The organism is Sagittula sp., from assembly GCF_052825245.1.
This window is the reverse complement of sequence record NZ_JBRBWD010000055.1, coordinates 60,916-76,981: the sequence shown is the minus strand read 5'-3', so window position 1 is coordinate 76,981 and position 16,066 is coordinate 60,916. Positions and strand designations below refer to the sequence as shown.

Annotated in this window: 19 protein-coding genes and 1 tRNA gene; 3 read left to right on the top strand and 17 right to left on the bottom strand. The window is 65.6% G+C overall.

What is annotated here, in order from left to right:
* Window positions 1-152 precede the first annotated feature (152 nt).
* The 13 genes from ACU0DV_RS22415 to ACU0DV_RS22355 all read right to left on the bottom strand — a co-directional run bounded on the left by ACU0DV_RS22415 (window position 153) and on the right by ACU0DV_RS22355 (window position 9,390).
* Window positions 153-229 (bottom strand) — tRNA-Arg (locus ACU0DV_RS22415).
* A gap of 69 nt (window positions 230-298) precedes the next feature.
* A complete protein-coding gene (locus ACU0DV_RS22410) occupies window positions 299-1,519 on the bottom strand; it encodes a cysteine desulfurase (protein WP_446242969.1) in 1,221 nt (406 codons plus the stop codon).
* The gene (locus ACU0DV_RS22405) at window positions 1,512-2,102 is read right to left on the bottom strand and encodes a YIP1 family protein (protein WP_446242968.1); all 591 of its coding nucleotides are present in this window, start codon (window positions 2,100-2,102) and stop codon (window positions 1,512-1,514) included. The genes ACU0DV_RS22410 and ACU0DV_RS22405 overlap by 8 nt, the downstream gene beginning before the upstream one ends.
* Window positions 2,099-2,629, bottom strand: a complete 531-nt coding sequence (locus tag ACU0DV_RS22400) for a YIP1 family protein (RefSeq protein WP_446242967.1) — start codon at window positions 2,627-2,629, stop codon at window positions 2,099-2,101. Before ACU0DV_RS22400 ends, ACU0DV_RS22405 begins: the two co-directional genes overlap by 4 nt.
* 3 nt (window positions 2,630-2,632) lie before the next feature.
* Window positions 2,633-3,910, bottom strand: a complete 1,278-nt coding sequence (locus ACU0DV_RS22395) for a SufB/SufD family protein (RefSeq protein ID WP_446242966.1) — start codon at window positions 3,908-3,910, stop codon at window positions 2,633-2,635.
* The gene (gene sufC / locus ACU0DV_RS22390) at window positions 3,910-4,665 is read right to left on the bottom strand and encodes a Fe-S cluster assembly ATPase SufC (RefSeq protein WP_100926871.1); all 756 of its coding nucleotides are present in this window, start codon (window positions 4,663-4,665) and stop codon (window positions 3,910-3,912) included. Before sufC ends, ACU0DV_RS22395 begins: the two co-directional genes overlap by 1 nt.
* A 145-nt stretch (window positions 4,666-4,810) precedes the next feature.
* Window positions 4,811-5,413, bottom strand: coding sequence for a hypothetical protein (locus ACU0DV_RS22385; RefSeq protein WP_100926872.1), 603 nt, complete (start codon window positions 5,411-5,413; stop codon window positions 4,811-4,813).
* Window positions 5,414-5,484: 71 nt separating this feature from the next.
* Window positions 5,485-5,796, bottom strand: a complete 312-nt coding sequence (locus ACU0DV_RS22380; RefSeq protein WP_100926873.1) for a heavy metal-binding domain-containing protein — start codon at window positions 5,794-5,796, stop codon at window positions 5,485-5,487.
* Window positions 5,793-5,996: a hypothetical protein gene (locus ACU0DV_RS22375; protein ID WP_446273601.1), complete on the bottom strand. Its 204-nt coding sequence runs from the start codon at window positions 5,994-5,996 to the stop codon at window positions 5,793-5,795. Before ACU0DV_RS22375 ends, ACU0DV_RS22380 begins: the two co-directional genes overlap by 4 nt.
* Complete coding sequence (locus tag ACU0DV_RS22370) at window positions 5,996-6,196, bottom strand: hypothetical protein (RefSeq protein ID WP_100926875.1); 201 nt, start codon at window positions 6,194-6,196, stop codon at window positions 5,996-5,998. The genes ACU0DV_RS22375 and ACU0DV_RS22370 overlap by 1 nt, the downstream gene beginning before the upstream one ends.
* 66 nt (window positions 6,197-6,262) lie before the next feature.
* Entirely contained in the window at window positions 6,263-7,795 is a 1,533-nt protein-coding gene (gene sufB, locus ACU0DV_RS22365; protein ID WP_100926876.1) for a Fe-S cluster assembly protein SufB, read from the bottom strand.
* Window positions 7,796-7,809: 14 nt separating this feature from the next.
* Window positions 7,810-8,853, bottom strand: a complete 1,044-nt coding sequence (locus ACU0DV_RS22360; RefSeq protein WP_446242965.1) for a cysteine desulfurase family protein — start codon at window positions 8,851-8,853, stop codon at window positions 7,810-7,812.
* Between the two features lie 72 nt (window positions 8,854-8,925).
* Window positions 8,926-9,390: an Rrf2 family transcriptional regulator gene (locus ACU0DV_RS22355; protein WP_100926878.1), complete on the bottom strand. Its 465-nt coding sequence runs from the start codon at window positions 9,388-9,390 to the stop codon at window positions 8,926-8,928.
* A gap of 216 nt (window positions 9,391-9,606) precedes the next feature.
* Here ACU0DV_RS22355 and ACU0DV_RS22350 point away from each other — a divergent pair, with 216 nt between their 5' ends.
* The 3 genes from ACU0DV_RS22350 (at window position 9,607) to ACU0DV_RS22340 (ending at window position 11,354) form a co-directional block, all read left to right on the top strand.
* Window positions 9,607-10,260 (top strand): alpha/beta hydrolase, encoded by a 654-nt coding sequence (locus ACU0DV_RS22350; RefSeq protein WP_100926879.1) that lies wholly within the window; start codon window positions 9,607-9,609, stop codon window positions 10,258-10,260.
* Between the two features lie 52 nt (window positions 10,261-10,312).
* On the top strand, window positions 10,313-10,594 hold the full coding sequence (locus ACU0DV_RS22345; protein ID WP_446242964.1) for a hypothetical protein: 282 nt from the start codon (window positions 10,313-10,315) through the stop codon (window positions 10,592-10,594).
* A gap of 145 nt (window positions 10,595-10,739) precedes the next feature.
* Window positions 10,740-11,354 (top strand): HD domain-containing protein, encoded by a 615-nt coding sequence (locus ACU0DV_RS22340; protein WP_446242963.1) that lies wholly within the window; start codon window positions 10,740-10,742, stop codon window positions 11,352-11,354.
* 24 nt (window positions 11,355-11,378) lie between these two features.
* Here the strand turns inward: ACU0DV_RS22340 and lpdA are convergent, their stop codons facing one another.
* From lpdA to queA, 4 genes are all read right to left on the bottom strand, one after another.
* Window positions 11,379-12,758: a dihydrolipoyl dehydrogenase gene (gene lpdA / locus ACU0DV_RS22335; protein ID WP_446242962.1), complete on the bottom strand. Its 1,380-nt coding sequence runs from the start codon at window positions 12,756-12,758 to the stop codon at window positions 11,379-11,381.
* 106 nt (window positions 12,759-12,864) lie between these two features.
* A complete protein-coding gene (locus ACU0DV_RS22330; protein ID WP_100926883.1) occupies window positions 12,865-13,452 on the bottom strand; it encodes a DUF924 family protein in 588 nt (195 codons plus the stop codon).
* 116 nt (window positions 13,453-13,568) lie between these two features.
* A complete protein-coding gene (locus ACU0DV_RS22325; RefSeq protein ID WP_100926884.1) occupies window positions 13,569-14,816 on the bottom strand; it encodes an MFS transporter in 1,248 nt (415 codons plus the stop codon).
* 157 nt (window positions 14,817-14,973) lie between these two features.
* Entirely contained in the window at window positions 14,974-16,038 is a 1,065-nt protein-coding gene (gene queA / locus ACU0DV_RS22320; protein ID WP_446242961.1) for a tRNA preQ1(34) S-adenosylmethionine ribosyltransferase-isomerase QueA, read from the bottom strand.
* Window positions 16,039-16,066: the final 28 nt, after the last annotated feature.

Genomic DNA, 16,066 nt, shown 5'->3' with positions numbered 1-16,066 from the left:
CCGGCGGTATGTGGGGGTGAAGGGTCGCTCCGGCCCGCTGTCGGGGAAGCCGCAAGACGGTGGCAAACCGCAGCCTCCGGACATCGCATACTGCATGGCATTGGCTCATGGACCGAAAACAGCCGCGTCGTCACGATGTCACGAGATGAGGATGGCGCACCTGAGAGGATTCGAACCTCTGGCCTCTGCCTTCGGAGGGCAGCGCTCTATCCAGCTGAGCTACAGGTGCCTGAGGGGCCGTATAGCCCCTGCCCCGGACCGCTGCAACACCTGATCTGCGGCCCGGATCGCGGTTTTCTCAGCCGAACAGATCGTGCGCCAGTTCGAGCGCGTCGACCAGCGCGTCGACCTCTGCCTCGGTGTTGTAGAGGCCGAAGGAAGCCCGGCAGGTCGCCGTCACGCCGAGGTGATCCATGAGCGGCCCGGCGCAGTGATGCCCGGCGCGCACCGCCACCCCTTTCTTGTCGAGGATGGTCGAGATGTCGTGCGCGTGGGCCGCACCTTCCATGGTGAACGAAATGATCGCGGCCTTGTCGGGTGTCGTGCCCTGCACGTTCAGCCAGTTCAGTCCGCCCAGCCGGGTCATGGCGTAGGCCCGCAGGCTGGCCTCGTGGGCGGCGATGTTGTCCATCCCCAGCCCCATCATGTAGTCCAGCGCCACGCCCAGGCCGATCTGCTGGACGATGCCGGGGGTGCCGGCCTCGAACTTCATCGGCGGGTCGTTGTAGGTGACCGCGTCCTTCGACACTTCCTTGATCATGTCGCCGCCGCCCATGAAGGGGCGCATCTCCGCCATGCGGTCGGAGCGGATCCAGATGGCACCGGAGGCGGACGGACCATAGAGTTTGTGGCCGGTGATGGCGTAGAAATCGCAGCCCATCTCCTCAACGTTGACGGGCATGTGCACCGCACCCTGGGAGCCGTCCACCAGGACGGGCACGCCCTTGGCGCGCGCGCCGTCGCAGATCGCCTTCACGTCGACCACGGTGCCCAGCACGTTCGAGACCTGCGTGACCGCCACGAGCTTCGTCTTGGGTCCGATGGCGTCGATCACCTTCTGCGGGTCGAGGGCGCCGGTGGCATCCACGTCCACCCATTTCAGCACCACCCCCTGACGTTCGCGCAGGAAGTGCCAGGGCACGATGTTGGCGTGATGCTCCATCACCGACAGGACGATCTCGTCGCCCGGCTCCATCCGCGGCATCGCCCAGCCGTAGGCCACGAGGTTGATGCCCATGGTGGTGCCGGTGGTATAGACGATCTCCTCCGGGTCCTTCGCGCCAAGGAACTTCGCGATGATCCCGCGCACGCCCTCGTATTTCTCGGTGGCGAGGTTCGACAGGAAATGCAGGCCGCGGTGGACGTTGGCATATTCCTCGGCGTAGCCCTTCGTCACCGCGTCGATCACAACCTGCGGCTTCTGCGCCGAAGCGCCGTTGTCGAGGTAGACGAGCGGTTTGCCATTCACTTCGCGTGAGAGGATGGGGAAGTCCGCGCGGACCGCGTTCACATCATACATTTCCCATGATCCCTTCCGGGGAGACCCCTGCAAAGACAAGTAGAAGCGACAAGGTGAACCCAAGCGCCAAAAGGCCCAGCAACACGATGGCCAGCGCGCGGCCCAGACCGGGCAGCCCGTGCGCCTCGGCCACGAAGTTCACCAGGATCCAGATGCCGACGCCCGACGACACGAGCACGACGAGGCCGACCATCGCCTCGGACACCGGGATGAGCGCGATGGTGAACACCTGCACCAGCACGTTGAGGATCTGCAGCCAAATCATCAGAAGCGCCACGTCGGCCAGACGCCCGCTGCCGCCCAGCACCCGGCCCATGATCGTGAAGGCAAGGATCGTGCCGCCCAGCGTCACCGTCTCGGCCGCGAGGAACCCCGTGGGCGACGCAAGGAAGAACGGCACGTTCTCCGACGCGGGCGCCATCAGCAGTGTCACCCCGAAGACCAGCGTGTTCAGAACGATGGTCAGCGCAAAGGCCGTCAGGATCGCTTCCCGGTTCATGTTGATCGACATGAGCAGGCGCGCGACCTCGCGCGGGGCCGTGATGCTCTCGACGGCCAGATTGAAGAACCCTTTGGGGGTCATGCGGTCACTCCTGCCTCGCGGTGCGCCTCCCGCACCCCGGTGCCCACGAACCACAAAACCACCCCGAACCACAAGGCACCCACGATGGTCAATCCGATACCCGGGCCGACAAATCCGGCGACAAGGCCGTTCAGCAGTGCCAGGGGCGTTGCCGCCAGGAGCGACCAGAACAGGATCAGCCGCCCGTCGAAGGCCGCCAAGCGTTTGCCCGCCACCCGCGAGAGCAGCGAAAGCATCAGCGCCAGCACGTAGAAGATGAGCGGCAGGAAGATCACGGCCCCCAGAAGGGCGCCGCCGATCTCCGGCTGCACGGCCTGCTGGAAGGCGCCCCCTTCGGTGTTGAAGCGGGCCGGGTCGGTTTCCCAGACGCGGCGGGCGATGGCGGGCCACTGCGCCACGAACATGATGACGCAGGCCCCCATCAGGTACGCCAGCGCGCGCGGTTCGCTTTGCGCGCGCGACAAGAGCCGCCGCCACACCGGCGCCGGCCCCCGATACATCGCGACGATATCGGTCGAGACCGCCAAGTCTCAGCCCCTGCGCCGCAACAGCCAGGCCTCGACCCGTTCGACCAGTTCCTCGCGCAGGGACTCGTCCTCGATCTCTTGCATCGCCTCGGCGATGAAGGCGATGGTCATCATGTCCTCGGCATTGCCGCGCGGCACGCCGCGGGCACGCAGGTAGAAGAGCGAATCCTCGTCGATCCCGCCAGAAGTGGACCCATGCGAACAGGCCACGTCGTCGGCGTAGATCTCCAGCTCCGGCTTGGCGAGGAACTGGCTGTCCTCGTCCAGAAGCAGCGACTGGCTGATCTGGTAGCCATCGGTCTTCTGCGCGTCCGGCTTCACGAGGATCTTGCCCTGGAAGACACCGATCGCGCCGTTGCGCAGCACCTTCTTGAAGACCTGACGGCTTTCGCAGTTCACCGCGTCATGGGTGATGAAAACAGTGTCGTCGTGGTGGAATGCTCCGTCGCCCATGCAGGCGCCGGCGACATGCGCCACGGCGTCGTCGCCGGTGAACTCGATCACGCACTCGTTGCGGGTCAGCACGCCGTTCACCGTAAGCGTGAAACTCTTGAACGTGCTTTCGACGCCGAGGCGCGCGAAGACATGCGTGACGGCGCGACGGTCATGGTCCCGGCCCTGCGCACGCACGTGGTGCAGCGCGCCCTTGTCGGCGATCTCCACCTCCATCACGTGGTTGAACCGTGCCGCGGCGGGCCCGTTCTCGAGGATGGTCAGGTCGGCGCCGGGATCGACCTTCACCACGTGGTGCAGGATCGCGTCGGAGGTCTCGCCTTCGTGGACGTAGTTGATGTGGATCGGCTTTGCGGCCTTGCCGGTGACGTGGATCAGCAGGCCGTCCGTGGCAAACGCCGTGTTCAGCACCGCGAAGGGGCGCTGCACCGGGGTCTGGCCGCGGGTTTCGAGCACGCCGTAGACGTCCTTTGCCCAGTGGATGTCGCGCACCTCGGCGAGGCGTTCGATGCTCACCCCCTCCATCGCCAGATCGTCGGAGGCCTCGGCGTCGAAGACCCCGTCTACAAAGACGATCTGCAGGCGGTCGCGTTCTCCGAACAGCGGCGCTTCATGCGCGTGCAGCGCCGGTGCCGCCGGTGCATCGACGGCGTTCAGCGTGTCCGGCCGGGTGTACTTCCAGTATTCGTCGCGCGCACCCGGCAGGCCCATGGTCTGCAGACGGTTGAGCGCGTCCTTGCGCGCCGCGTCCGACCAGCCGCCTTCTGGCAGGGTCAGCGACGCGAGGCGCGCTTCGGTCGTGTCCTGTTTTGCCTGGGGAAGTGCCATTACGCCTCCTCCGCCAGGATGTCCGCGTAACCGTTGTGCTCGACTTCCAGCGCCAGCTCGGGGCCGCCGGTCTTCACGATGCGGCCGTTCGCCATGATGTGCACGACATCGGGGGCGATGTGGTCCAGCAGGCGCTGATAGTGGGTGATGACGAGGAAGCCGCGGCCTGCGTCGCGCAGCGCGTTCACGCCATCTGCCACCAGCTTCATCGCGTCCACGTCGAGCCCGGAGTCGGTCTCGTCGAGGATGCACATCTTCGGCTCGAGCATGGCCATCTGCAGGATCTCGTTGCGCTTCTTCTCGCCGCCGGAGAAACCGACGTTGACCGGGCGCTTCAGCATCTCGGCGTCGATCTTGAGGCTCTTGGCCTTCTCGCGGATCACCTTCAGGAACTCGGCAGAGGACATCTCTTCCTGCCCGCGCGCCTTGCGCTGCGCGTTCACCGCGGTGCGCAGGAAGGTCATGTTGCCGACGCCGGGTATCTCGACCGGGTACTGGAACGCGAGGAACAGACCGGCGGCGGCGCGGTCCTCGACTTCCATCTCAAGCAGGTCCTCGCCTTCGAGCGTGGCGGTGCCCTCGGTGATCTCGTACCCGTCGCGGCCCGAGAGGACGTAGGACAGGGTCGACTTGCCGGAGCCGTTCGGCCCCATGATCGCGTGCACCTTGCCGGCCTCGACGGTCAGGTCGACACCCTTGAGGATCTGCTTGTCCTCTTCCTCGAGCTTCACGTGCAGGTTCCTGATTTCCAACATCTCTGTCATCCTCTCGTTTTGGGTGCCCCGCCGCCGTGTGGCCGCTGGAGGGCTGGTTCATGTGCCCGGCGGCCTGGCGACTGCTGGAGGGCGGGTTCTGGGCCCTGTCGCCTTTCGGCGGCTTCTGGGCGGGTTCGTCTGCCGGTCAGGGGTTCTGCATCAGCCTGATGATCCACATCAGGCGTTCCGGCGGGATGGGTCGGGGGGTCACATGGAAATGCGCCATGCGCCCGGTGATCTGCGGCGGACCGAGGATCTCCTCGACCTTGTGGTAGTGTCTGCGCTGTACATAGTCGTCGAAGTACAGGTCCAAAGGGACCCCGGACAGGAAGGCGCAGGCCAGCGCGCAGCCCTGCCGGAACCGGCCGTCGACCAGCACCACCTGCGGCTGGCGGAACTCCGGCAGGGACCAGACCTCCAGCGGGTAGCGCGCGAAGCGCTGCCACTCGGTGTGATCGACAGGGTGACCCCATTCCTTCGTCGCGCCGATGTCCGACCAGATGACATCCACCTTGGTGCCCTCGGCGGGCGGGTTGCCGGCGAACCAGCCGCGCATCATCTGCGCCCAGTCCTTGTCCGACTCGACGGTGAAGACCGTCTTGCCCGGCATCTCGGCCGCCATCACGGTGGACCCGCCGGACCCGTATTCGAGGATCACGGACGCGCGCCCGTAGGCCTCGCGCAGCAGCGCGGCCTCCGCCTCCGGCAGGGTCAGCTCGGGCCGGACGATGCGGGCCGGGGCGCTCATGAACGACCCTCCGACCGCAGTCCGGCCGTGCAGGCCGCCGTGATATGAAATCCGGGCCGCATCACGTTCCGTCAGCCGAGCACCACCGCGGTGCCCGAAGCGGAGACCATCAGCATGTTGTTGATGACCTCGTAATCCAGATCGACGCCGACGACCGCGTTGGCGCCAAGCGCCGCCGCGCGCGCCTCCAGCTCGTTCAGCGCCGTCTCGCGCGCCTCGCCCAGCGATGCCTCATAGGCACCGGAGCGACCGCCGATGATGTCGGTGATCCCGGCAAAGATATCGCGGAAGACGTTTGCGCCGAGGATGGCCTCGCCCACGACGATGCCCTTGTATTCGGCGATCAGGTGGCCTTCGACGGAGGGGGTAGTGGTGACAATCATGACGCGTCTCCAAGGGGTTGCACAAGGTAGTTCATGTTGACGGCAAAGCGGCGCGCGACGCAGCGATTTCGGAAGGCGACGAAGCTGGCTTTGGCGACCATGACGGGCAGCGGCTGGTGGACACGGGCGGCGGTCCTATCCCGACCGCTCACCATCGCCTTACCCGCACGTTCCAGATCAAGGTTCGCCACGCCCGTCATCAGGTCATACCCACGACAAGCCGCAGCACCGCCGCCAAGGTCCACGCACCCATGCCGGCGACAAGCGCCGTGTAGACAACGCTGTCGTTCAGCAGCCGCACCTTCTTGCCGGAGCGCCGCATGATGAACATCATGATCAGCACACCGAGGAACGTGCCCACGCCCACTCCGGCGGACTGGTGGATCGCCATGGCCAACATCAACTCTGTCCTTTCGGGCCGGCGGGATGCGGCGCGGACACATGGCCGCGCCCCACCCCACTCACGTCAGCCAACCGAGCCTTCGAGCGAGATCGCCACAAGCTGCTGCGCTTCCATGGCAAACTCCATCGGCAGGGCTTGCAGAACCTCGCGGCAGAAGCCGTTGACCACGAGCGCGACGGCCTCCTCCTCGTCCATGCCGCGCTGGCGGCAGTAGAATAGTTGATCGTCGTCGACCTTCGATGTGGTCGCCTCGTGTTCGCACCGGGACGAATTGTTCTTCACCTCGATGTAGGGAACCGTGTGCGCCCCGCACTTGTCACCGATCAGCAGAGAGTCGCACTGGGTATAGTTGCGCGAGTTCTTTGCCTTCGGGTGCATCGACACGAGCCCGCGATAGGTGTTCTGGGCCACGCCCGCGGAGATGCCCTTCGACACGATGCGCGACTTCGTATCGCGGCCGAGGTGGATCATCTTGGTGCCGGTGTCGGCCTGCTGGTGGTTGTTCGCGATGGCGATGGAGTAGAACTCGCCCTGCGACTCATTCCCCCGCAGGATGCAGGACGGGTACTTCCATGTGACGGCGGAGCCGGTCTCGACCTGCGTCCACATCACCTTCGCCCGGTCACCGCGGCAGTCCGCGCGCTTGGTCACGAAGTTGTAGATGCCGCCCTTGCCGTTCTCGTCGCCCGGGTACCAGTTCTGCACGGTGGAGTATTTCACCTCCGCGTCTTCCTCCACGATTATCTCGACAACCGCCGCGTGAAGCTGCGCGGTGTCGCGCTGGGGTGCGGTGCAGCCTTCGAGGTAGGACACGAAAGAGCCCTTGTCGGCGATGATCAGCGTCCGTTCGAACTGGCCGGTGTTCTCGGCGTTGATGCGGAAGTAGGTCGACAGCTCCATCGGGCAGCGCACACCCGGCGGCACGTAGACAAAGGAGCCGTCCGAAAAGACCGCCGAGTTCAGCGTGGCGTAGAAGTTGTCAGAGACCGGCACGACCGATCCGAGGTACTTCTTCACCAGTTCGGGATGCTCGCGGATCGCCTCGGAGATCGAGCAGAAGATGACGCCAGCCGCCTTCAGCTCCTTCTGGAAGGTGGTGCCCACCGACACGGAGTCGAACACGGCGTCCACCGCCACGCGGCGCTCGCCTTCCTTGGCTTCCGCGGGCGTGTCCGGGGCGCCCTCGACACCGGCGAGGATCATCTGCTCCTTCAGCGGAATGCCCAGCTTGGCGTAGGTTTCTAGGAGCTTCGGGTCGACGTCGTCCAGCGACTTCGGCTTCTCCGCCATGCTTTTCGGGCGGGCGTAGTAATACTGTTCCTGGAAGTCGATCTTCGGGTAGTCGACCATCGCCCAGGTCGGTTCGGTCTTCTGAAGCCAGCGTTCATAGGCCTGCAGACGCCATTCGGTCATCCACTCCGGCTCTTCGTTCTTCTCGGAGATCAGGCGCACGATGTCCGGCGTCAGCCCCTTCGGCGCGTATTCCATCTCGATGTCGGTGTTCCAACCGTGCTTGTAGGTCGACACCTCGCGGACGGCATCCACTGTCTGCTGGTCGACACCTTCCTTGACGGCTACATCTTCGGTCATGGACATGCGTCTATCCTTTCTCAGGCGGCCCGTTCGCGGAACCGCTGGTGTTTCTTCAGCCACGCCTCGGCGAAGCGCACCACATCCTCTTCGGTCGTCTCCGGCCCCAGGCTGACCCTGATGGCACTCGACGCGACCGTGTCGTCGTATCCCATGGCCCGCAGCACCCGGCTGGCGCGGACCTTTCCGCTTGAGCAGGCGCTGCCCGCACTGATCGCGAATCCGGACAGGTCCATCTGCATCACCTGCGTCTCGCCTTTCCAGCCCGGAGTGGCAAAACAGGAGGTATTCGGCAGACGGTCCGCGCCTTTCCCGACAAAAATAGTGTCTTCGGCGCCGGTCGCAATCAAATTCTCTAGAATCGTTCTAAGGTTTTCGACATTTGACCAGACGCCGTCGGACAGATCGCGCGTGGCGGCTTCGGCGGCGGCGCCGAACCCGGCGATGCCGATCACGTTCTCCGTGCCGGACCGGCGGCCCATCTCCTGCCCGCCGCCCTTGATCTGCGAGGCGATGTCCGTGCCGCGCTTCATCACCAGCGCGCCGATGCCCTTTGGTCCACCCAGCTTGTGGGCCGAGACCATGGCCATCCGGCATCCCAGCCAGTTGAACGCCACCGGCAGCTTGCCGAAGGCCTGCGTGGCATCGACCACCGCCAGACCATCGGGCAGCGTCTGGATCACGCCGGTTTCCGAGTTCGCCAGTTGCAGTGCGGTCATCGCCGGATCGTCCACCGTCACGCGACCGTCCCGGTCGACGGGCAGCACCGGATCGATCCATGCGGCGACGGCGTCATGCTCCACGTCCGCGCCCACCAGCCCGCGACCGGCACAGGCCAGGGCCGCCGCTTCGGTCGCTCCCGAGACAAAGACGACATCGGCGCCGTCCGCGCCGAAGGCCGTCGCCACCTGGGCGCGCGCCTTTTCGACGAGTGCCTTGGCCGCCCTGCCCTCACCATGCACCGAGGACGGGTTACCGCACAGGTCCATCGCGGCGATCATCGCCGCGCGCGCCTCCGGCCGCAGAGGCGCCGTGGCATTGTGATCGAGGTAGACGCGGGTCACGGGCGCCGCAAAGTCTTCGACGAAGACTTTGCCCCCGGCAGACAGAGTTTTCCGTGAAAACTCTGCATCTCCTCACCCCTCATCTTCGACAACCGCGAACAGCGCCGGCACCGCCGGACAGGGCGCCAGGCCTCGCTCGACCACATCCGACAGGCGGGTCTGGTGCAGGAAGACGTAGACATGCGCCGAAAGCGACTGCCACAGCATGTTCGACAGCGACTGGGCCTTCGACCCGGAAATACCGCCCGAGGCGCCCGCGCCCTTATGCATCGCGTCCACGGTCTCATCGACCGCGGCGAGGATGTCGACCACGCGGATATCGCTCGGGGATTTGGCAAGGCGGTAACCGCCGCCCGGGCCGCGCACCGACTCGACCAGCCCGGCCCGCCGGAGCTTCACGAAGAGCTGCTCCAGGTACGGCAGGGACAGGTCCTGTCGCTTCGACACATCGCCCAGCGTCACGAGGTCGTCACGGCCCTGCAGGGCAATGTCCACCAGCGCGACCATTGCGTAACGCCCTTTTGTGCTCAGCTTCATCCTTGCCCCTTTGCTACGGCTCCGGACAACAGACAGGACATGCCGCGCGTGCCGATTGACCTTGCGCGCGCGATTGCCTATCTGCTTCGGAGCCCTGACCGGCCCCGCACCGGTTTAGAACCTTTCTAAAGAGTCCGAGTGAAGTCGTCAAGAATTCTGGCGCATCACCCAAGATCGCGTCGTCGACGCCCACCAACAAGGAGCCTGCGCCCGTACATGCCCGAGGTCATCTTCCCAGGACCCGAAGGCCGCCTCGAAGGCCGCTACCATCCGCAAAAAGACCGCGATGCGCCGATCGCCATCGTTCTTCATCCCCACCCGCAGTTCGGCGGGACGATGAACAACAAGGTGGTCTACAACCTGCATTACGCGTTCTACAACATGGGCTTCACCGTCCTGCGGTTCAATTTCCGCGGCGTCGGACGCAGCCAGGGCGAATACGACCAGGGTGTGGGCGAGCTTTCGGACGCGGCCTCCGCGCTCGACTACCTGCAGTCGATGAACCAGAACTCCAAGCACTGCTGGGTCGCCGGGTTCTCGTTCGGGGCGTGGATCGGGATGCAGTTGCTGATGCGGCGGCCGGAGATCACCGGTTTCGTGTCTGCTTCTCCGCCCGCGAACATGTACGACTTCTCCTTCCTCGCGCCCTGCCCGTCCTCGGGCCTGATCATCAACGGCACGAACGACCGCGTCGCGCCGCCGGCGGACACCCGCTCGCTGGTGTCCAAGCTGCACGAGCAGAAGGGCATCACGATCACCCACGAGGAAATCGAAGGCTCCGGCCATTTCTTCGAGGAGCCGCACATGGAGACGATGATCGACAATGTCACCGGCTACGTGAAGCGGCGCCTGACCGAAAACACCCGCTGAACCGAAAGCCCGGGCCGACGCGCCCGGGCCTCCAAGCCCCAGGGAGCCAGTCATGGCCGTTGTCGACGACCTCGCAGACGCGCTCGCCCGCGACACGATCAAGGCGATGGACGCGCTCGGGGACGAGACCCTGCCGGATCAGGTCGCCGCTGTGCTGGGCGCATCCTCGCCCTCGTCCGAGGAGATCTTCCGCGCCGCCGTCCGCATTCGCCTCGCCGAACGCCGCGCCCGCGCCTTCCTGACGGACCACCTGCAACGCGCGCTGGAAGCCAAGAAGCGTGGCGAGGCGATCCCCACCGCGCTTGCGCCCGGCTCCGACAACGAGAACATCTGAGGCAGGTTTGCGTTCGGTCGCATACCGTAGATTCCCCGCTGCCTTGTTGACCCGTTCCGGACGCGCCCTGCGCCGGACCCAGCACTCCCGTCTTTGCCCGCGTCTTGATCTTGCGTCTCGTGGCGCCACGGTGCACCTCTCTGCCATGACGACAGATCCCGCCCCGACCCGCCTCGACGCCCAGATGGACTTCCTGATGGAAGCCGACCGGCTCAAGTCCGTCTCCCGCGCCACGCGGCTGGCCGACGGTTCGCGGTTCGAGAATTCCGCCGAACACAGCTGGCACATCGCGCTTTTCGCGCTGACGCTTTCCGAACACGCGCCCGCACAGATCGACCGGGGCAAGGTCATCGCGATGCTTCTGCTGCACGACCTGGTGGAGATCGACGCCGGTGACGCGCCGGTCTTCGGCACCCATGACACCACGGCCATCGAGGCTGCGGAGGCGCGCGCCGCCGACCGGATCTTCGGCCTCCTGCCCGAGGACCAGCGCCGGCAGTTCCGCGCGATCTGGGAGGAGTTCGAGGCCAACGAGACGCCGGAAGCACGATTTGCCAAGTCGCTCGACCGGTTCGCCCCACCCAACCTGAACATCGCCAACGGCGGCGGGTCGTGGGTCGATTACGATGTCGACTGGGGGACGTTCGAAACCAACGTTGGACGCAAGATCGACGCCGGCGCGCCGGTGCTATGGGACTGGATCCGTCCCCGCGCCCGCAAGGTGCTCGACCTGCTTGCACGGAAACGGCGGGAGGGCTGACCGCCCGCCCTCGCCCACCATCCGTCAGAAATGAATGGCGCGCCCCCAGGCGTCCAGAACGGATTCGTGCATCATCTCGCTCAGCGTCGGGTGCGGGAAGACGGTCTGCATCAGGTCCTCCTCCGTGGTTTCGAGCTGACGGCCCACCACGTATCCTTGGATCAGCTCCGTGACCTCTGCGCCGACCATGTGCGCGCCCAGCAATGCGCCCGTCTTGGCATCGAACACCGTTTTCACCATGCCCTCCGTCTCGCCGAGCGCGATGGCCTTGCCGTTGCCGATGAAGGGGAAGCGGCCGACCTTCACGTCGAAGCCCTGCTCCTTCGCCTTCGCCTCCGTCAGTCCGACCGAGGCGATCTGCGGGTGGCAATAGGTGCAGCCCGCGATGCTGCCCGGATCGACCGCGTGTGGGTGACCGCCGGCGATCAGCTCCGCCACCATGACGCCCTCGTGCGAGGCCTTGTGGGCCAGCCACGGCGCCCCGGCCACGTCTCCGATGGCATAGACGCCGTCGATTCCGGTGCGGCAGAAGGGGTCGGTCACGACGTGTGACCGCTCCACCCGCACGCCAAGGCCCTCCAGCCCCAGGTCTTCGACATTTCCGACAATGCCGACAGCCGAAATCACTGTATCGACGGAGATTTTCGACGTTTCCCCGCCCTTTTCCACATGCGCCACAACGCCGTTCGGGCCGCGATCCAAAGATTTGACCGAGGCGCCTTCGAGAATCGTCATTCCCTGCTTCTGGAACTGCTTCTTCGCGAAAGCGGCGATCTCTGCATCCTCGACCGGAAGGATGCGGTCCATCACCTCGACCACCGTGACCTCCGCGCCGAGGGTGTTGAAGAAACTCGCGAACTCGATCCCGATGGCGCCGGAGCCGATCACCAGCAGTTTCTTCGGCATCCGCTTCGGTTGCAGCGCGTGCTTGTAGGTCCAGACCCGGTCGCCATCGGCCTCCAGCCCCGGAAGCTCCCGCGCCCGCGCGCCGGTGGCCACGACGATATTCTTCGCCTCGAGCACGGTGTCGCCGACCCGGACCTTGCCGGGCGCCTCGATCTGCGCGGCGCCCATGACCACGTCGACCTTGTTCTTCTTCAGAAGATGCCCGACCCCGGAGTTCAGCTGCTTGGCGACGCCCCGCGAGCGTTTGACGACGGCGTCGAGGTCGAAGCCGATGCCCTCTGCCTTCAGGCCGAACTCCGCCGCGCGGTGCATGAGGTGGAAGACCTCGGCGGAACGCAGCAGCGCCTTTGTGGGAATGCAGCCCCAGTTGAGGCAGATGCCGCCCAGGTGCTCCCGCTCGACGATTGCCGTGCGCAGGCCAAGCTGGGCCCCCCTGATCGCGGCCACGTACCCGCCGGGTCCGGCCCCGATCACCACCATGTCGTAAGTTGCGCTCATCCGGCCCTCCCTGCCCGGGCCCCTGAAAGGGCCTGGTACAAGCTAGGCGCGCGGGCCGCCGGGGATCAAGACCGCTTGTGTCCCCGGCGCGCGCAAGTGGCCGAAATCATGCAGCTTCTGCTTCGGCCTGCATGTCGCGCAGGATCGCGCCATAACCGCCGTCGGAGATGAAGGCCTTCTCGGCCTCTGTGGTCTTCCGCGACAAAGCGTCGTTGCGATAGGGGAAGCGGCCGAACTGGCGGATGACCTCGCGGTGCACCTTGGCGTGCATCAGGTTGCTGTCGCCGGAGGCCGGCATCCGTTCCTTCATCAGTCGGACGCAACGGTCCTGATCGCAAAGGTTCTCCGAATGCATCAGCGGCAGGTAGAAGAACTGCCGGGACGGCTCGTCGATGCGCATGTCCCAGCCGCGGTGGATCGCCTGCTTGGCGGCGGCCAGCGCGATGCGGTCGGAGGCGAAGGCCGTGCCCTGCCCGCGGAACATGTTCCGCGGAAACTGGTCCGCCAGCACGATGTAGGCCAGCGTGCCGGAGGGATACGTCAGCCACAGGCCGTAACGTCCCTGCATCTGCCCCTCCCAGGCGGTCAGGAAGCGGTCGCGGATCTCCTGATCCAGCGCCTCGTCCTGCTTGTACCAACCGTCCGGTCCTACCTCGTCGAGCCAGAACGCAAGAATGTCTTCAGGCCGTGCCATGTGTTCCTCCTCATGGGCGCCGTCGAATACGTTAAAAAATTGTTACACATACCCGTGTCCACACGCCCAATCACATTTGTTGTCACTTTCTGACAAGTACATCAGGCGCACGAATGTCATTCCTCGTCCTCTTCGGAGCGTTCGATGAAATACTCCTGCGCGACTTCCATTGCCACGGGCGAAGCGGACGGCAGGACCGGGGCATAGGCGCCGGTCGTTTCCACCGCAGGTGCGGGACGCTGAGTCATCCGGTAGGCGGCATAAGCGGTCAGGGCGACCAGCAGCGCCGCGATCAGCACAAAGAACCCCGGCGGGCCCATGACCTGCATGACCCAGCCGATGACCAGCGGACCGGCGATCGCGCCCACGCCGTTGATGAACAGCAGACCGGCGGAGGCCGCGGCCATGTCCTCTGACTCGAGGAAGTCGTTGGTGTAGGCAATCAGAAGCGAATACAAGGGGTTGGAGCAGCCGCCGATGACGGCGGCGCATCCGACGATGACCCAGTAGCTTTCCGCCATGACGGCGACGATGGCCCCTGCCGCGCCCAGTGCCGCGACGATCATGATCAGGCCGCGCCGGTCGACCCGGTCGGAGATCCAGCCCAGCGGGTACTGCATGAAAAGCGCACCGACGTAGAAGGCCGCGACGAAGATGGAGATCTGCCCCAGCCGCATCCCGGCCTCGGTCGCATAGACCGCCGCCATGCCGAACTGCGCGGCAAAGACGCTGCCCAGCAGGAAGATGCCGACCATCCCCAGCGGGGACACGCCGTACAGCTCTCTCAGGGTCATCCGCTTGGTCGATTCAAAGGCTGGCGTCGGCGAAATCGACAGGAGGATCGGCGCGAAGGAGATCGAAACCAGCACCGACGGGATGACGAACAGCAGGAACCCGGACATGTCCGGCACGATCAGCAGGGCCTGTGCCGCGATGATGCCGAGCGTCTGCACGATCATGTAGGCCGACAGCGTCTGGCCGCGCGTCTCGTTCGTGGCGGTGTTGTTCAGCCAGCTTTCCGCCGTCACATAGACCCCGCAGAAGCAGAAGCCCAGCACCAGACGCCCCAGCACCCATGCGGCGGGGTGCTGCACGGCGGGGAACAGGATCAGCGCCGCGGAGATGAAGGAGCCGAGCGCGGCAAAGACCCGGACGTGGCCGACCCGGCGGATCATCTCCGGCACCATGCGCGACGCGAAGAGGAAACCGGCGAAGTAGGCCGACATCACGACTGCCATCGCGGTGGTCGAAAAGCCTGCCGCGCTGCCGCGCACACCCAGGAGGGAGCCCTGCAAGCCGTTCCCGACCATAAGCAGCAGCATTCCCAGCAGCAGCGGCCAGGATGTTCTCATCACGTAAAGCATTCTTCTTTCCTCGCTGCACCCTACCCTGACAGACTGCCGGGACGGGTGCCTTGTCTTGCTGCGACGCCATGCACGATTCGAAGTCGCTGTGCGACCCTTGATGGGCAGATCGTCGTAAACGTGGGGTTATTCGCCGATGCGGCCCGGCCCACGTGCGTCAGGGTGCCCCGGTGCGGGACGGGATCAGCAGGGATGCGTCGCCGTAGGAGAAGAACCGGTATTCCTCTGCCACCGCATGGGCATAGACCTCGCGGATGCAGTCCTGCCCCATGAGCGCCGAGACCAGCATCAGCAGCGTCGACTTCGGCAGGTGGAAGTTCGTCATCAGCGCGTCGGTCACGTAGAAGGTGAAGCCGGGATAGATGAAGATGTCGGTCACACCCCGGAAGGGCGCGATCTGTCCGCCCTTTGCGGCCGTTTCGATCAGGCGCAGTGCGGTGGTGCCGACCGGGATCACCCGTCCGCCTGCCGCGCGGGTCTCTGCGATCTCGGCGGCGGCTTCGGGCGTGACCTCGCCCCATTCGCCGTGCATCCGGTGGGTCGTCACGTCCTCGACCTTGACCGGCAGGAAGGTGCCGGCGCCTACGTGCAGCGTCACGTGCGTGAAGCTGACGCCCATGTCAGCGATGCGTTGGAGCAACGGTTCGTCGAAATGCAGGCTGGCGGTGGGGGCTGCGACGGCGCCGCGATTGCGCGCCCAGACGGTCTGATAATCCTCCTTGTCCTGCGCATCGGCAGGACGCCGGGCGGCGATGTAGGGCGGCAACGGCATGGCGCCTGCCGCGTTCAGCGCAGCGTCGAAATCCTCTGCCGACAGGTTGAACCGCAGGACAGCTTGCCCGTCCGCACGCGACATCAGCACGGCCTCCAGATCGTCCGAGAAACGGATGACTTCGCCGTCGCGCACCTTCTTCAGGGGTTTCAGCAGCGCCGACCAGCAGCCATCGGCGCGCGGCTCAAGCAGCGTCACCTCGATCTGCGCCTCGGTCTCGCCCGCCTCGCCGATCCGGCGACGGACACCCGACAGCCGCGCCGGGATCACCCGCGTGTCGTTCAGCACCAGCCGGTCGCCCGGACGCAGCCAGTCCGGCAGGTCGGCAACCGTCGCGTCGGAGATCGCCCCGCCGTCGCAGACCAGCAGCCGTGCGGATGTGCGTGGCCGTGCGGGCCGCGTGGCGATCAGCCGCTCGGGCAGGTCGAAATCGAAATCCGACAGCTTCATGTCTCAACCTCTTGGAATGTCTTGCTTG

Coding starts and splice junctions, on each gene's coding strand:
- ACU0DV_RS22340 (WP_446242963.1), top strand. CDS start 10,740: ATGACGACAGATCCCGCCCCGACCCGCCTCGACGCCCAGATGGACTTC.
- ACU0DV_RS22325 (WP_100926884.1), bottom strand. CDS start 14,816: ATGCTTTACGTGATGAGAACATCCTGGCCGCTGCTGCTGGGAATGCTG.
- ACU0DV_RS22375 (WP_446273601.1), bottom strand. CDS start 5,996: ATGACGGGCGTGGCGAACCTTGATCTGGAACGTGCGGGTAAGGCGATG.
- sufC (WP_100926871.1), bottom strand. CDS start 4,665: ATGTTGGAAATCAGGAACCTGCACGTGAAGCTCGAGGAAGAGGACAAG.
- ACU0DV_RS22345 (WP_446242964.1), top strand. CDS start 10,313: ATGGCCGTTGTCGACGACCTCGCAGACGCGCTCGCCCGCGACACGATC.
- ACU0DV_RS22380 (WP_100926873.1), bottom strand. CDS start 5,796: ATGATTGTCACCACTACCCCCTCCGTCGAAGGCCACCTGATCGCCGAA.
- queA (WP_446242961.1), bottom strand. CDS start 16,038: ATGAAGCTGTCGGATTTCGATTTCGACCTGCCCGAGCGGCTGATCGCC.
- sufB (WP_100926876.1), bottom strand. CDS start 7,795: ATGTCCATGACCGAAGATGTAGCCGTCAAGGAAGGTGTCGACCAGCAG.
- ACU0DV_RS22395 (WP_446242966.1), bottom strand. CDS start 3,910: ATGGCACTTCCCCAGGCAAAACAGGACACGACCGAAGCGCGCCTCGCG.
- ACU0DV_RS22330 (WP_100926883.1), bottom strand. CDS start 13,452: ATGGCACGGCCTGAAGACATTCTTGCGTTCTGGCTCGACGAGGTAGGA.
- ACU0DV_RS22385 (WP_100926872.1), bottom strand. CDS start 5,413: ATGAGCGCCCCGGCCCGCATCGTCCGGCCCGAGCTGACCCTGCCGGAG.
- ACU0DV_RS22410 (WP_446242969.1), bottom strand. CDS start 1,519: ATGTATGATGTGAACGCGGTCCGCGCGGACTTCCCCATCCTCTCACGC.
- ACU0DV_RS22350 (WP_100926879.1), top strand. CDS start 9,607: ATGCCCGAGGTCATCTTCCCAGGACCCGAAGGCCGCCTCGAAGGCCGC.
- ACU0DV_RS22355 (WP_100926878.1), bottom strand. CDS start 9,390: ATGAAGCTGAGCACAAAAGGGCGTTACGCAATGGTCGCGCTGGTGGAC.
- lpdA (WP_446242962.1), bottom strand. CDS start 12,758: ATGAGCGCAACTTACGACATGGTGGTGATCGGGGCCGGACCCGGCGGG.
- ACU0DV_RS22370 (WP_100926875.1), bottom strand. CDS start 6,196: ATGTTGGCCATGGCGATCCACCAGTCCGCCGGAGTGGGCGTGGGCACG.
- ACU0DV_RS22405 (WP_446242968.1), bottom strand. CDS start 2,102: ATGACCCCCAAAGGGTTCTTCAATCTGGCCGTCGAGAGCATCACGGCC.